Consider the following 16,292-nt stretch of genomic DNA (forward strand, 5'->3'; position numbering starts at 1 on the left):
TAAATAGCAACCGCCCGGTTAAACCTTTTTAGGTCAGTCGGGCGGTTGTTTGTATTATTTGAGTACGTAATCGTACTAATCCATAGGCAACTTGACCGTAAAGGTTGATCCTTCTCCTAATTCACTTTCCACCTTAATGGTACCTCCGCATAAATTGATAATACGACTGACTAAAGGAAGACCAAGGCCATTACCTTCAGCAGACCGGGCATGATCTCCTTGATAGAACTTTTCAAAGATGTACTTCTTCACATTCTTCTCCATCCCGATACCATTATCGGAGATAGTTGCTGTGATGTTATTATCTTGTAACGAAAGAGTGATAGATATTTCTCCACCCTCATGTGTAAATTTAATCGCATTTCCAAGTAGATTTAACCACACCTGCATCATCAGCTCTTCATTGCCATAATACAGAATCTTCTCAAGCTCAATATTAAGGGTCATTTGTTTAGGTTCCCACAAGGTTTCTAGTAGTAATATGGCTTGTCTTAGTTGCTCATCTAAGCGATATTCCTTTTTTTCGGATATTACTTCTTGATTTTCTAGTTTGGATATTTTCAGGATATTCCCAGACAGAGTTGATAATTGCCGCGCACTATCGATAATCATCTTAGTATATTCTTCATGCTCTTGTTCTGAGATGCTCCTGTCTTGCAGCAGCGTAGCGTAACCTTCAATAGAGGCAATAGGTGTTTTAAACTCATGAGATACATTGACTACAAAATCATTGCGAAGTGTTTCGATACTTCGTAGTTCTTGAGCCATTAAATTGAAATGATGTGCCATTTCACTGATTTCATTCACGCGATGCGATTCATTTAAGTCGATGTCGAAGTTTCCTTTGGCGATTTCTTTTGCAGCATTGCTGAAAATAGTAATCGGGGATAGTATTTTCTTGCCAACCATGATCGTGATGATGGTACCGATGACAATACTGAGTAACGATAAAACTAAAAAGGGTGCAAAGGGATATCTTCCATGTTCTGGGATATTACCGTAGTGAATATACAACAATGCTATCGGAGCCATAATTAAAGATGTTATCAACATGCCAAGAAAAACTAACGATACAAAATACCACCATAGACTTTTGATCTTTCGAATGTTCATGTTGGTTTCACCGCCTTGTAACCAAGACCTCGGACAGTGACAATCTCAAAATCGGTACATGCCTTAAAACGTTCACGCAAACGGTTAATATGCACGACCACCGTATGTTCATCAGAATTGGAATCAAATCCCCATATTTCGTCCATCAACTGTTGCTTCGTGAAGGTCTTATTCGGATACGATAACAGTTTGTACAATAAATAGAACTCCTTCTGTGGGAGAAGAATGCTCTCATTATGCTGCGTTACAGTTAGGGAATCATAATCTAATAGGGTATTTCCAAATACAAGTTGTCGCTCATTGACGATCTTTGCCCGGCGCAGCAACGCTCCTACACGCAGGATCATTTCATTGACGTCAATGGGCTTCACCATGTAATCGTCTATTCCCACGAGAAATCCTCTTTGTTTATCAGCAAAGTTCTCCTTTGCCGTTACCATTAAGATAGGTAGATTAAAGTTCGCTTCTCTAAGTGTTCTCGTTAGTTCGTAACCGTCCATATGGGGCATCATAATATCTGAGATGATCAAATCGACATATTCTTTATCTAAAATAGACAGTGCATCATTTCCATCTTCCGCAGACAAGGCGCGATAACCATTTCTTACGAGCACCGTGCAGAACAACTGACGCAATTTCGGGTCATCCTCGACAACAAGGATATTAAACATTATAGTTACCTCCGAAGTTATAGGTATTTGTGATGTGAGTAGAAGCAAAAAAGAGTGGCTTGTACAAATAACAGTATACCTTATAAATATAAAGTAAATCTCAACCGCTAAACTGACTTCAAAGTGGAATCATTCAGTTTAGGTTTAGTTTATATATGGTTGATATACTAGCTGCATAAACAAAGAGAGTTTGGAATAGGGAAGGAGAGAAACATCTTTATGTTGCAATTGAAAAATATTACAAAGAGCTATAAGACCGGCGAATTCACGCAGGTTGCGCTGGACAAGGTAAGTCTTAATTTCCGGGAAAGTGAATTTGTTGCTATTCTTGGACAGAGTGGTTCTGGTAAGACGACCCTATTAAATGTGATCGGTGGTCTTGATCAGTATGATAGTGGAGAGCTAATTATTAATGGACAATCCACCAAAAACTTTCAAGATGGCGAATGGGATGCTTATCGTAACAATAGTGTAGGCTTTATATTTCAAAGCTATAACTTAATCTCTCATTTAAGTATCGTGGATAACGTTGAGATGGGAATGACACTTAGCGGTGTGTCTGCAGCAGAGAAGAATAAGAAGGCAATGGAAGTACTCGAAAAGGTCGGATTGAAGGACCATGTGCACAAAAAACCAAACCAGTTGTCAGGTGGACAGATGCAGCGTGTCGCTATTGCGCGTGCACTTGCGAACAATCCAGATATTATTCTGGCGGATGAACCAACAGGTGCGCTAGATTCAGAGACTAGCGAACAAATCATGGATTTGATCAAGACGATTGCAGAAGACAAGCTTGTCATTATGGTTACTCACAATCCTGAATTGGCAGAACAATATACGGATCGTGTAATCAAATTCTCCGATGGTAAGGCGGTATCGGATAGCAATCCTTTAGCCAACCAAAAGTTAACATCCAATTATAAACTTAAGAAAACAAGTATGAGCTTTTTTACCGCATTAAAATTATCAGGCAAAAACATTGCAACTAAAAAGTGGAGAACAGGATTAACTGCTTTTGCGTCCAGTATAGGCATTATCGGGATTGCGCTGATCCTATCCTTATCCAATGGATTTGATAAGCAAATCAGTTCTTATGAGACGGGAGCACTCTCTACTTTTCCAATAACGATTAGTCAGACCGCTATGAACGTTGATATGACACAACATTCTTCATTTGGTGGTACGGATCTTACCCCTTATCCGGAAGAGAAGGTACTGTTCCCATATGATCCAACGGAGAATTCAATACTTCACTTTAATGTATTATCTACCGATTATTTGGACTATCTAGCGAAGATCGATCCAGCACTGATCGACGGAATATCGTATACACGTACCGTGAATATGAATATGCTAAAGTCGGACGGAGAAAAGGCGACAACGCTGAATAAGAGCAATATTAGCTTTTCATCTTATCCTAGCAAGCAAGGAGACGCCACAGGGAGCTATTTAGAGCAGTACTATGATCTACTTGAAGGCAGTTTCCCAACTAAAATGACGGATCTCGTACTCATTGTGGACGAATATAATCGTTTGAATAATTCCTCACTTGAGGCTCTGGGTATTAAGCATGACGCTGATAGCATTGATTTTAATGATTTAATTGGTTATGAATTGAAACTGATTAAGAACGATGACTATTATGTGAAAAATGGTGAACAATTTACTGTTAACGGCACAGCATCGAATTTGATCGATATGTATAATAGTGACAAAGCAATAACTTTAAATATTGTTGGTGTTATTCGCGGTCAGGAAGAATCCAAAATGTCTACATTGCCTGCCGGGATTGCATACTCCGATGAACTTGCAACCTACTTTATTGAAGATGCGAAAAATTCAGAGATCGTTAAGGCACAGCAGGAAGCAGATTATAATGTAATAACTGGACAGTTATTGTCTCAGGATACTGCAGTTGAGAACAAAATGGCAACGATGGGTAGTGGCGCAATGCCTGTTGGTGGAATGGGATCCGCTATGGCTGCAGGTTCCGATGTCGCCCCAACCAAAGATGAGATGTTAGCTTCCTTGGGTGCAACGGAGATACCAGCTTCCATTTCGCTATATCCGGTTGATTTTGGTGCAAAAGAAAAGGTTACTGCTTATCTGGATGAGTGGAATAAGGACTTAGAAACAGAGAACAAAGTAGTTTACACAGATATGGCAGCCATTGTCACACGTATTTCAGGCGGGATTATGGATGGTATCACTATGGTACTGATTGCATTTGCGGCAATCTCTCTAGTAGTATCACTGATTATGATTGCAATTATCACTTACATTTCGGTAATGGAAAGAACGAAGGAGATCGGTATTCTTCGCGCCTTAGGTGCAAGGAAGAAGGATATCACTCGGGTATTTAATGCAGAGACCTTTATTATAGGTATGTGTTCTGGGGTGCTTGGTATTGGTATTACGTATCTGTTAACGATCCCAGTGAATGCGATACTGTATAATCTTACAGAGCTCTCCAACGTTGCTCAACTTAATCCGATACATGCCTTAACACTTGGCATTATTAGTGTAGTCCTTACGATGCTTGGTGGCTTCATTCCTGCTAAGATGGCAGCGAAGAAGGATCCAGTTACGGCGCTACGCAGCGAATAAGTGTTCAATCGTAGATCGAAGGTCGCTGCACGGACGGATTATCCTTCCGATCGCTGTTGCCTCCAAATTTATTTGATTATCTCGCTATAGGGTAAAAATTTGGAGGCAAAGGCGACCGCTCCGCTTCTTCAGGACAATTCCGTCCTCTACGCTAAGATCTACTTAATTAAGGTAAATAATAAAAAAAAGGGTTCAACCTCGTAGAAATACGTGGTTGAACCCTTCTTTTTTTGCGTTTAACTATCTATGTTTACTATCTCTAATGATATGCCCTTGACCCAATTCGATTCGAATGAATCCGGCCATATGTTGTGCTTGATATACGATAGGGGAGCTGCTGCCAATTATAATGATATTCTTTACGTCCGTTGCGCTTTCAGATGGTAATTGAAACGACTGAACAAAGTCATATTCTTCGTTAAGCGTCGTATGAATGGCGTTCATTAGTCTGTCGTTGTTTCCTTTCCCCATCAGGTTCATGATGATTGAACCATAGGGATGCAGTTTTTCTTTTGTAACCTGGAAGAAATCTTTAGATATTAAATGTAGTGGGGTACCTTTTTCGTTAAAAGCATCGATAATAATATAGTCGTAAGCGTCTGATTCTTCATGCTCTAGAATTTGACGTCCGTCTCCAATGATCACATTATCGTGGTTGTATCCAAAATGCTGCTTACTTAACTCCACAACTTTATCGTTGAGTTCGGCGATCTTAAATCTTTTATCAACATAATGACCGGCAATACTTCCAATGCCATGACCAATCATAAAAACGTCTCCGAATGATGGGGTATTACACTCCATTAGGTGGATGATGGCCCGGGGATATTCAAACAGAATACGCTTCGGGTCATTCAAATCCATCGCACCTTGGATAGCAGCATTTGCAAACTGCATGACTCGGAAATTCCCCGATTCCCCATATAATTTCGTCGTATCGTAAACTTGTAATTCCTGATTATTACTATCTTCTTTAAAAAGGTATTGCTCCAAATCATCGATCTCCTTTTAGGGCATGTTGTATGGTGACAGTATACCACTGATTAGTCATTGACTACCTGCGAACAAATAGCGCACGAATTACGAATAATGAATTTTGTAGGTACGATAAGGGCTGGAGGGGGTGAATTGGGCATATTGATCATGTCATTCAACAATAGAATCGACTGATCTCCGAGTGTTAGGAAGTCCTGTTGAATGGTTGTGAGTGCTGGTTGTGTATGTTGGGAAATCTCGATATCATCGAATCCGATCACAGACAAATCTTGAGGGATGGATAAACCAGCCTCCACAGCAGCCTCCATGACACCAAGAGCAATCATGTCAGAGCTGCACACGACGGCAGTTGGTCGATCTTTAAGCTGTAGAAATGCTGTCATAGCCGTATAGCCTGATTCTTTAGTGAAATCACCAAAAGATATGTACTCAGGAAAATAGAGTAATCCCAGTTCCTGAATGGCGCGACGATACCCTTCAAAACGTTGCTTCCCAACATAGGAATCAAGATGCCCATTCACAAAGGCAATTTTGTGGTGATGCAATTTGTACAAATACTGAACAGCAGTCTTGATACTCTCAATGTTTTCCGAGGTAACATAACCTGCATGAGGACCTATAAAATCTAAATCAATAAAAATAGTAGGAATATCGGATTGAATGATCTCTTCAAAATTGAGATCATTCTTCTGAAATCCAAAAATAAGGACTCCTTCTACATTGCGACTCATACAATGTTGAACGAGGCTGTATTCTGGGTTCCAATCAATCTGAACCAGGTAAAGTAGATCAAACCCTGTATTTTTCAAAGCGTTCTCTAGTCCAACCAAGACTTTGGAGAAGAAAGGATGAGTTAATCCGGTAGTTAAAAACATCCCGATCGTTTTTGATTTCCCTTTAACTAACCCTCGGGCTGTATGGTTCGGTATGAATTGTTCATCCCGAATGATCTGCTCCACCCGTGCCCTTGTTTTTGGACTGACATAGGGTTTATTATTAATGACCTTGGAAACGGTTGTAACCGAGACTCCAGCCGATTTAGCGATATCGCGAATATTCTTCGCCATGAGTGCCACCTTGTTTCTTCAATTTAGTAATACTTTCCTTGAATACTTAAAGGATATCTCGTTCACAGGAGTTTTGCAATTAATAATAGGGAAACGTTTTCTGTTCGATTAGAGGGAAGTTATGCTATAATCATGAGTGACTTGGTAAACGAAACGATAAACGCGCGTTCATAATATGTAAGCGCTTTATTAGAGGGGATTTTCTCTATCAAAAACTGTTAAAAAGGAGGAGGTATATAAAGAATATTGCAGGAATATATATTTTTATGTTGAATCTTGTTGAAAAAGGGAAACGTTTCCCTATTTTTCATGACATGATTTATTCCAAAAAAATGGCTAAGTTTTGGGAGGTTAGAACGTGAAAAATAAGATAAAAATTCGAATGGCTGCAATCATAATGACAATTACGTTATTAAGCTCACTTGTTCCAATCAGGTTAGGCGCGACAGCAGAACCTATCGATTCTAACTTGATTGTTCAAACTGCAATTAAACCGTCGATTGGCGGTGCCTTACAAATAATTGATCATAATGGACAAAAAACTCTAGGCGATCAAAACGGAATTCCAATTCAATTGCGTGGGATGAGTACGCACGGCTTACAATGGTTTCCAGAAATAATCAACGATAATGCTTTTGCAGCACTAGCCAATGATTGGAATGCTAATGTAATTCGACTTGCTATGTATGTGGGCGAGAATGGATATGGAACAGAAGCTAATAAAGCGATTCATAAACAAAGAGTTATTCAAGGAATAAATTATGCGATAGCAAATGATTTGTACGTGATTGTGGATTGGCATGTACATGCTCCAGGTGATCCAAGAGCGGAAATATATAGTGGCGCTAAAGAATTCTTTGAGGAGATATCCGGATTATATCCGAATGACGAACATATCATTTATGAGTTAGCGAATGAACCAAGTTCCAATAACAGTGATGGACCGGGCATTACTAACGATCGTGCGGGATGGTTAGCGGTAAAAGAATACGCAGATCCCATCGTTAGCATGTTGCGTGATCCTGTGAACGGGAATGCCCAGAACAACATTATTATCGTCGGTACTCCAAATTGGAGTCAACGACCTGACTTGGCCGCTGATGATCCAATTAATTCTCATAACATCATGTACACGGTACATTTTTATACGGGTACTCATATGCCTGCCACGGATAGTACAGATAGAACAAATGCGATGAGCAATGTAAGATATGCACTCGACAAAGGTGTAGCCGTATTTTCAACGGAATGGGGTACTAGCCAAGCTAGTGGTGACGGTGGGCCTTACTTGGATGAGGCGGATAAATGGCTCGATTTCTTAAATGAGAACAATATAAGCTGGGTGAACTGGTCTTTAACGAATAAGAACGAAACTTCAGCGGCTTTTATGCCTTTAGAGCTTGGTAAACAAAATGCAACGAGTCTTGATCCAGGCAGTGATCAAGTATGGTCTTTACCGGAGTTGTCGGTTTCGGGTGAATATGTAAGGGCAAGGATTAAGGGAATCCCTTATGAGCCGATAGACCGCAACAAATATTCCCAAGTCTTGTGGGATTTCAATGACGGAACAACACAAGGATTTGGTGTAAATGGCGATAGTCCGAATAAAGAGAGCATTACATTAAGTAATGTAGCTGATGCTTTACAAATAACAGGATTAAATACTAGCAATGATATTAGCGAAGGAAACTATTGGGCCAATATTCGACTATCCGCAGATTCTTGGGGGAAATCGGCTAATATCTTGGGTACGGAACAACTATCTATGGATGTTATCGTAGACGCGAAGACAACGGTATCGATTGCCGCGATTCCGCAAGGTCCCTCAGCAAGTTGGGCTAATCCGACTCGTGCGATTCAGGTAACGGAAGAGGATTTTATTCCTTACGGGGATAAATTTAAAGCAGTTCTAACGATCACTGCAGATGATTCTCCATCACTTGAGACGATTGCCATGAATGCAGACAACAACATCATGACGAATCTGATTTTGTTCATAGGGGCAGCAGATGCAAATGTGATTTCCTTGGACAATATTACTGTAACAGGTACTAAGGTTGAAATTCCGGTTATTCATGATCCAAAGGGAACCGCAATACTTCCATCTAACTTTGAAGACAATACTAGACAAGGTTGGGATTGGAATCCGGAGTCAGCGGTTAAGAGTGCTCTTACAATAAAAGAGATTCAGGGTACTAAAGTTCTTTCTTGGGAAGTTGCCTATCCGGATGTTAAGCCTTCTGATGGCTGGGCTTCGGCTCCTCGTCTAGAGTTATATAAGGAAGGGTTAATCCGTGGAGATAGCGATTATGTCATGTTTGACTTATATATCGAGCCGCAGCGTGCAAGTTCAGGATCCTTGGCGATTAATCTGGTATTCCAGCCGCCTACCGGAGGATTTTGGCAGCAAGTTCCGGGAAGTTATAATGTTGATTTTGAAAATCTTAACTCAGCTTCTGCAACTGACGAAGTGTATCACTATAATGTAAGTTTCAACTTAAGAGATTTGACAGGGATTACAGATGATACGGAATTGCGTAATATGATTCTTATTTTCGCGGATGTTGAGAGTGACTTTGTAGGGAGATTGTCTATCGATAATGTCAGGTTTACACCAGGTTTGGTGGCGACTGCTGGAGATGGTCTGGTAAATCTGGAATGGGAGCCCGTATCGCAAGCAGAGTATTACAACGTGGAGCGTTCGACGACTTCTGGTGGTTCATTCTCGACAGTGGCCTCAGCAGTATATGGAACAAACTATGTAGATACGGATGTAATAAATAACACAACATACTATTATGTTGTTACTGCCGTCGATCGTGATGGAGGAACTTACAGCTATAGGGAAAGAGCCGCTACGCCTGGAGCCATACTTCCAATCCCTGCGATCCCTAATGGTCTTTCAGCGCAAGCGGGCGATAGCCATGTAACACTAACTTGGGGCACCGTGCCAGGAGCGAAGTATTATAACGTGAAGAGATCGACAAATTCAAGTGGCCCCTACACGAATGTTGCAGCCGTAACAAGCGGAACAAGCTATACGGACAACGGTCTGACCAATGGGACGACTTACTATTATGTTGTATCTGCTGGAAATGAATCTGGCGAAAGCGCCAATTCTGCGGAAAAACAAGCTAAACCATACAAAGTGAGTAGCGATACTGACAATAATACTAACAATAATAATAGTAGCACTAGTAATGGTGGTGGAAGTGTACCTCCAAGCAACGGTGCGATTACTCTTCCGGTAGTAGATCAGGATGGTAAAATAGTCGTGTTAGTTGCAAAAGGAGCGACAAAAGTCGTTCTTCCAGCAAATTCAACAGTGATTGATGATAAGGTCATCATAGAGTTTAAAAATGAAGATATAACGGTACAAATTCCTGGAAGTATTTATAAGCAACTTCAAAGTTTATTCACTGCGGATGAACTGAAAGATGCAACAATTTCTTTCCAAATGGTGCCTTCGTCCATCACGGATCGTCTTGCTCTGCTAGATAGAATAACAGCTAATAACAGAGCTGATGTGACGGCAGCAGGAGACATCATAGATTTCTCGATATCGATCATAAGTAAAGACGGCAAAGAAATAAAGCTGACTCAATTTGAAAAGCCCATCATCATTACTCTGAAAGTAGATGCTGATACAAACAAAGAACTGATGGGTATGTACAGCATTGCTGATAATGGCACATTAGAGTATGTCGGTGGAAAACTTGTAGATGGTAAAATGGTTGCCCAAATCAGTCACTTTAGTAAATATGGAGTTCTAAGCTATGACAAATCTTTTATTGATGTAAACGAGAAGCATTGGGCAGTGCAAATCATTAAGCAATTGGCAGCAAAACATATTATCGAGGGTGTGAGTGACACTAAATTTGCACCTGATAGGTTCATCACTCGTGCAGAATTCGCAGCTCTGATTGTCCGTGCACTGGATATCGAAGCCAAAGGCAAAGCGCAATTTAGCGATGTGGGGGCCTCAGATTGGTATTCAAGCGCCATCGCTGCAGTTAGTGAAGTTGGTATTGTAAATGGACGAAGCACTTCGAAGTTCGACCCGAACGCTACCATCACTCGTGAAGAAATGGCAGTCATTCTGGTACGCGCTTACGAGTACAGCAAAGGGGAAAAGGCTTCTGCAGAAATTGTAAATGTCTTTGCCGATCAAGCTAATGTAAGCTCTTGGGCACAAGATGCCGTAGTAACTGCACACTCGCTTGGTTTGATTCATGAGCTCACAAACAATCAATTTGCTCCAAAAGATAAAACAACACGTGCGGAAAGTGCACAAGCGATCTCTAAGTTAATTGCCGAATAAGTTATCGTAAGTTCCGCTGGCTGTTGGGGGACTTCATCTTGAATAAATACTCCAACAGTCGGTACTTAAAGCATAATAGATCATGTTCAATGGCCTTCCTTTAGTATCAGGAGCTGGTTGTTTAATTTATTTTCATGGAGGAGTTTTTACGATAAAAGAAGCACCAAAGACAGAACACTGAGTCCATCAAGAAATATGGAATTTGAGGCTAAGTTCAATGAAACACGTCTATTCTGACGTGTTTTTTCATTTACGTTATTCTCATGGAGTTAGGCTTTGTTTTATGCGGAAAAATCTCCTGAGCGCTTTAGGATTATTTAATAACTTTCCATTTATACTGTGATCAGACAGAACGGAAAGGGGTTCTAACGTGTTTCTGAAAATACTAAAAAAAGATCTTAAGCGCAAAAAAGTGATGAATATCGTGTTGTTTGTTCTAATTACTCTAGCAGCTACGCTTGTTGCGAGTAGCACTAATCTGATGGTGTCCACAACAACCGCCGTATCCAGTTTTATTAGTCAAAGTAAGGTCGCAGATTTCAGCTTTACTATCTACAATACCCCAGAGAATAACAAACGGATAGAAGATTGGATCAATAGTACACCGATGATCGAAAAGTACTATGCTGATAACCTGATCAACGTACCCTCAAGCGATATCACGGTTCCGAGGGGAAGGAATAACATACCTGGGAATACAGTGATTGTGCTACTATCCACCCTACCACGGGATATCAATCTTGTGTTTGGACAGAACAATGAAAGTTTTACATTACAAGACGAAGAAATAGCTTTACCTATCAACATCAAGAATAGTACTGGAATTCAGCTCGGGGAGCAGCTTACGGTCAATCTTGGCGGCGTCTCAAAAACCTTCACTGTGAAAGAATTTTTTAAAGATGCTTTTATGGGGTCCGATTTATTCTCCAACAAGAGGCTAATCTTATCGCAGCATGATTTTGAAATATTTAAGCAAAGTGTACCTGAGGAAACCTATACGAAAGTATGGAGCTTCGTCAAAAAAGCTGAGGTTGATTTTAATGAGAAGAATATGGCCACAGAATTTTCGCGGTCGAATATTCTTAGTACCTTTGAAATTGACAAGACGTTAGTTGAATCGTCGTTTATGACAGACCGTATCATGTCAGCCATGTTATTTGTTGTTAGCTTGTTCTTGATCTTTATCGCTTTTCTGACCTTAAGATTTACAATCGTGTCCACACTGCAAGATGACTACAAGGAAATCGGCGTCATGAAAGCCATTGGCTTTACGAATGCCAGTATCCGAAGATTATATTTGACGAAATATTTGGGGATATCGCTTGTTGGTGGCGTTGTTGGACTAGGAATTAGTATCCCACTTACAAACATCATGACGCAGAGGGTATCTGAATATATCATTGTGCCAAGTGGAAACACCAGCATCATTGTAGCCATTCTAAGTGCACTCGCTATTGTGGTCATTACATTATTATTCTGTTCCCTATGTATGCGGAAGATTAATAAAGCTTCTGCGATTGATGCGATTAGGCAAGGACATACCGGTGAGCGATTTAAGTCCTCGGGGAGAATATCATTACACAAGAGTAAAGTTCTTCCCACAACCTTGTTCTTGGCGATTAGTGACGTGATCAACCGCCTTAAAGGATATACAACATTAATTCTGACCTTTGTATTAAGTACAGCAATTATTCTCATTCCGATCAATTTGACCAACACCATCGTAACACCGAAATTTATTAGCTATTTTGGAGTAACGGAAGCTGACTTCTACACCAAACAAGTGGTTACAGAGAGTACGACATCGGAGATATTAACCGAGTTGGAACGGATAGATCAAGATTTAAGAGGGAAGGGTTTTGACGTTTCCCTATCCGTTGATTCCGTCATCAACACGAAATATATTTCCGATGATGGTAAGGACAATTTGCGAATGATGGGGATGAAGAACGAGTCATCTACAGATCAATTATTTGATTACTTAGATGGAGTTGGACCCAAGCTGAAGAACGAAATAGCGATTACAGGCGTGATGTCCAAAATTTACAATAAACAAATTGGCGATAGCATTCAGTTTGAGATTGATGAACAGCAGCAAACCTTCCTTATCTCTGGCATATTCCAGACGATTTCGAATGGCGGATACATGGTGCGATTGGCAGATGATTATAAACCAATCAAAGCTGCAGCCTATCAAATGAACGGAACCATACATGCTCCGGATCAAGACAAACCACAGATTCTAAAGGATATGAAGGAACAGTTCCGTAATCTCGATATCAAGAGTGCACTGGATATACAAAGTGATATGACCGGAGGGTTCATAGATCAGCTTAAAATGGTCATCGCGATTATCATTGCCGTTGTGAGCCTCATTACATTCTTCATCACCAGTCTATTTGTTAGACTCTTAATTACGAAGGAAGTTCAAGGCATTGCAATAATGAAGAGTCTCGGTTTTACCAATGGAATGATCAGGTTATGGCAGACGTTACGTATTATGATTCTGCTTGTTGCTTCTATTATATTAGGTGTATTCGTCGCTAATGTTCTCGGCGAACGACTGGTAGGGATACTATTCAGAATGTTTGGTTTAACGAAGCTAAGCTTCAATATTGTACCCTTACAGGTTTATGTTTGGTGTCCACTCATCATTCTTATGGTCGTATTGCTCGCAGTGTATACGAGTTGCAGACAAATCAAGAAGATTCAAGTGTGGAATATGAATGAAGAATAAGCGAGGAAATGATCAATTTAATTGGGGGGAATAAAGTCATGACTACCGTATTAAAGGTTAGAGATTTATGCAAAACGTATATCGTGAATAAACAACAAAATAATGTATTGAAAAATATAAGTTTCACCCTGAACGAAGGAGAATTTGTCTCAATCATGGGACCGTCGGGTTCAGGGAAATCTACTTTACTGTACACGGTAAGCGGGATGGATCGGTTAACTGCTGGAGAGGTCGAATTTGATGGAATCAGCCTTTCCGGGCTTTCGGAGAAGCAAATTGCCGAGGTGAGACTTCATAAGATGGGGTTCATCTTTCAACAGATGCATATGCTCAAAAATCTATCGATTTATGATAATATCATTCTATCGGGCTTCCAAGCTTTGAAAAGTAACGGCAATAAACGCACTCGTAGCGATGTGAATGGGTATGCCGATAAACTGATGAAGAAGTTAGGTATCGTTGAAACGGCCACTCATGATATAACGGAAGTATCGGGAGGACAGCTGCAAAGAGCTTGTATCTGCCGTGCATTAATTAATCAGCCCAAAATGCTGTTTGCTGATGAGCCTACGGGTGCACTAAATTCGAAGGCAGCCAAAGAAGTAATGTCAGAGCTTTGTCAGATAAATGAGGACGGGACTACAATTATGATTGTCACTCATGATGTTAAAGTAGCCGCGCAAAGCGACAAAGTCATGTATATGGTAGACGGCAATATTCAGGGTGAACTGAAATTAGGAAAATTTTCGGATGAGAATGGACTCAGAGAACGAGAAAGAAGCTTAAATCGTTGGCTAATGGATATGGGCTGGTAGAAGGATGGGATCAAGTGGTAGATATACTAATCATAGAGGACAATGTGGAGCTTGCTACGCTTATTTCAGATTTCTTATTGAATGAGGGATACTCGGTATTTGTGACTTCGAGCGGGGAAGAGGGACTTCTATATCTTGAAGAGAATACGGTGAAGCTCCTATTGCTCGATATCATGCTGCCCGAGCTTGATGGATTTTCAGTCTGTAGAACCATAAGGGAGAAGCACAATCTACCCATCATTATCATGAGTGCTAGAAACGGCGACGATAACAAGATTATTGGTCTTGAGCTCGGTGCAGATGACTATATGGAGAAGCCTTTTACTGTAAATCTATTAACTGCCAAAGTAAAATCGCATCTACGTCGCAGCTATGACATGGTTGAGAACAAACAGTTACTATCAGACGGCGATCTTACGATTAATCGAGCTTCGATGACGGTCTACCTCAAAGATGAGCCGATTGTAATGACATCAAAGGAATATGAACTATTAGTATTGTTAATGGAGAATAAGGGGAAAGCCCTTCGAAAAGAATGGCTGTTTGAGACCATATGGGGGGTTGATAGCTTCAGCGAGCTGTCAACCCTTACGGTTCATATTAATAAGTTACGTGAGAAAATAGAGAACAATCCCAAACAACCAAAGCGTATCGTCACGGTATGGGGAGTAGGGTATAAGTATGAAGCAGTTTAATCGCTTAATCTTATCAGTTATTGTGATTGGAATAGCGATCGTGATCACTTTTTCATATGTGGCTTATTATGGCGACAATGCGGAGGTTAATAAAGGATATATAATTGAAGCAAATCGAATCGCTAATGAGATGAACCATGGAGTGCTACTAACAGACATTGATCTCGACAAAGCTACTTCTATTCAATCCATCGATTGGATTGAGGCTGACGCTCAGCCACTTCAAATGGACCATTTTTTTAATGGTGTAGGTGTTCAAAGTGAAGAAAGTTTCCTGATCAAGCCCATCTATCAGGGTCAGAATCTATCAGGATATCTACGGCTTACCTATCATGTACAAAATCAGATCAGATCGATGATCATGACCATAGATATTATTTTACTTATAACGTTAATTGCAGTCGTGCTCATGTTGCTATATCTTAAACGGCAGATTATCAAACCATTTCATTTGATTCAGGATCTACCAGTTGAGTTATCCAAAGGACATCTGAAGCAAGGCTTGAAGGAGAACAAAAGTCGGTTCTTCGGCAAGTTTATTTGGGGACTTGATCTGCTCAGAGAGACGTTAGAGTCTCAGAAACAGACCAATTTACGGCTTGAAAAAGATAGACAGACACTCATCGCCTCATTATCACATGAGCTTAAAACCCCGGTTTCGGCTATCAAATTATACTCTGCTGCCTTATACGATAACCTATATGAAAGCGAAGAGAAGCGGAAGGAATGTGCGAAGCTAATTGAACAAAAAGCTGAACATATCGAGAAGTTAATTGGCGATATCATCAATACATCTACTTCCTCCCTAAGTGATATGGAGATACAACATCGGGAATTTTATTTAAGGGATTGGGTTGAGAAGGTAACAAACAGTAATCAGGAGCGGCTTACGCTGCTGAAGATTAAATTTGAGATCGAGTCCTATCGAGACAAGCTGTTGCTAGGGGACCCTGATCGACTTGCCGAAGTATTCGATAATATCATCGACAACGCCATTAAATATGGGGATGGCAATTACATAAGGGTTTCCTTCTACGAAGAAGACTACCGCCAACTCATCTCTATTCAGAACTCAGGCACACCTATCTCTCCAAATGAACTACCACATATGTTCACCAGCTTCTGGCGAGGCTCTAACTCGGAGCACAAACCAGGCAACGGATTGGGATTATACATATGCAAGCAGCTTCTGAAGAAGATGGACGGCGACATATTTGTTGAAGCTGGGGAAGGGACGATGGGGGTTGTGTTGGTAGTGCGGGTGTAAGTT

At 40.6% G+C, this 16,292-nt stretch carries 10 protein-coding genes; 6 read left to right on the top strand and 4 right to left on the bottom strand.

The features are described from left to right. Positions 1-75: 75 nt before the first annotated feature. Both IEW05_RS07215 and IEW05_RS07220 read right to left on the bottom strand, forming a co-directional pair. Positions 76-1,113 (bottom strand): HAMP domain-containing sensor histidine kinase, encoded by a 1,038-nt coding sequence (locus IEW05_RS07215; protein WP_188537198.1) that lies wholly within the window; start codon positions 1,111-1,113, stop codon positions 76-78. Next, positions 1,110-1,784 (bottom strand): response regulator transcription factor, encoded by a 675-nt coding sequence (locus IEW05_RS07220; protein ID WP_188537200.1) that lies wholly within the window; start codon positions 1,782-1,784, stop codon positions 1,110-1,112. Before IEW05_RS07220 ends, IEW05_RS07215 begins: the two co-directional genes overlap by 4 nt. A gap of 219 nt (positions 1,785-2,003) precedes the next feature. Between IEW05_RS07220 and IEW05_RS07225 the strand changes: the two genes are divergently transcribed. Continuing rightward, positions 2,004-4,391, top strand: coding sequence for an ABC transporter ATP-binding protein/permease (locus tag IEW05_RS07225; RefSeq protein ID WP_188537202.1), 2,388 nt, complete (start codon positions 2,004-2,006; stop codon positions 4,389-4,391). 240 nt (positions 4,392-4,631) lie between these two features. Here IEW05_RS07225 and IEW05_RS07230 read toward each other — a convergent pair whose 3' ends face one another. Continuing rightward, the gene (locus IEW05_RS07230) at positions 4,632-5,384 is read right to left on the bottom strand and encodes a spermidine synthase (protein ID WP_229753288.1); all 753 of its coding nucleotides are present in this window, start codon (positions 5,382-5,384) and stop codon (positions 4,632-4,634) included. Positions 5,385-5,434: 50 nt separating this feature from the next. Further along, positions 5,435-6,454, bottom strand: coding sequence for a LacI family DNA-binding transcriptional regulator (locus tag IEW05_RS07235; protein WP_188537204.1), 1,020 nt, complete (start codon positions 6,452-6,454; stop codon positions 5,435-5,437). A gap of 358 nt (positions 6,455-6,812) precedes the next feature. Between IEW05_RS07235 and IEW05_RS07240 the strand changes: the two genes are divergently transcribed. From IEW05_RS07240 to IEW05_RS07260, 5 genes are all read left to right on the top strand, one after another. Beyond that, a complete protein-coding gene (locus tag IEW05_RS07240; protein WP_188537206.1) occupies positions 6,813-10,775 on the top strand; it encodes a carbohydrate-binding domain-containing protein in 3,963 nt (1,320 codons plus the stop codon). Positions 10,776-11,190: 415 nt separating this feature from the next. After that, positions 11,191-13,512 (top strand): ABC transporter permease, encoded by a 2,322-nt coding sequence (locus tag IEW05_RS07245; RefSeq protein ID WP_194434097.1) that lies wholly within the window; start codon positions 11,191-11,193, stop codon positions 13,510-13,512. Between the two features lie 38 nt (positions 13,513-13,550). Then, the gene (locus IEW05_RS07250; protein ID WP_188537210.1) at positions 13,551-14,327 is read left to right on the top strand and encodes an ABC transporter ATP-binding protein; all 777 of its coding nucleotides are present in this window, start codon (positions 13,551-13,553) and stop codon (positions 14,325-14,327) included. Positions 14,328-14,341: 14 nt separating this feature from the next. Next, the gene (locus IEW05_RS07255) at positions 14,342-15,022 is read left to right on the top strand and encodes a response regulator transcription factor (protein ID WP_188537212.1); all 681 of its coding nucleotides are present in this window, start codon (positions 14,342-14,344) and stop codon (positions 15,020-15,022) included. Continuing rightward, on the top strand, positions 15,009-16,289 hold the full coding sequence (locus tag IEW05_RS07260; RefSeq protein WP_188537214.1) for a sensor histidine kinase: 1,281 nt from the start codon (positions 15,009-15,011) through the stop codon (positions 16,287-16,289). The genes IEW05_RS07255 and IEW05_RS07260 overlap by 14 nt, the downstream gene beginning before the upstream one ends. Positions 16,290-16,292: the final 3 nt, after the last annotated feature.

The sequence above is a fragment of the Paenibacillus segetis genome (assembly GCF_014639155.1).
GTDB classification, from domain to species: domain Bacteria; phylum Bacillota; class Bacilli; order Paenibacillales; family Paenibacillaceae; genus Fontibacillus; species Fontibacillus segetis.

What these genes read in the sequence shown, in the direction of transcription:
- IEW05_RS07215 (WP_188537198.1), bottom strand. Translation starts at nt 1,113, where the DNA reads ATGAACATTCGAAAGATCAAAAGTCTATGGTGGTATTTTGTATCGTTA.
- IEW05_RS07220 (WP_188537200.1), bottom strand. Translation starts at nt 1,784, where the DNA reads ATGTTTAATATCCTTGTTGTCGAGGATGACCCGAAATTGCGTCAGTTG.
- IEW05_RS07225 (WP_188537202.1), top strand. Translation starts at nt 2,004, where the DNA reads ATGTTGCAATTGAAAAATATTACAAAGAGCTATAAGACCGGCGAATTC.
- IEW05_RS07235 (WP_188537204.1), bottom strand. Translation starts at nt 6,454, where the DNA reads ATGGCGAAGAATATTCGCGATATCGCTAAATCGGCTGGAGTCTCGGTT.
- IEW05_RS07245 (WP_194434097.1), top strand. Translation starts at nt 11,191, where the DNA reads ATGAATATCGTGTTGTTTGTTCTAATTACTCTAGCAGCTACGCTTGTT.
- IEW05_RS07250 (WP_188537210.1), top strand. Translation starts at nt 13,551, where the DNA reads ATGACTACCGTATTAAAGGTTAGAGATTTATGCAAAACGTATATCGTG.
- IEW05_RS07260 (WP_188537214.1), top strand. Translation starts at nt 15,009, where the DNA reads ATGAAGCAGTTTAATCGCTTAATCTTATCAGTTATTGTGATTGGAATA.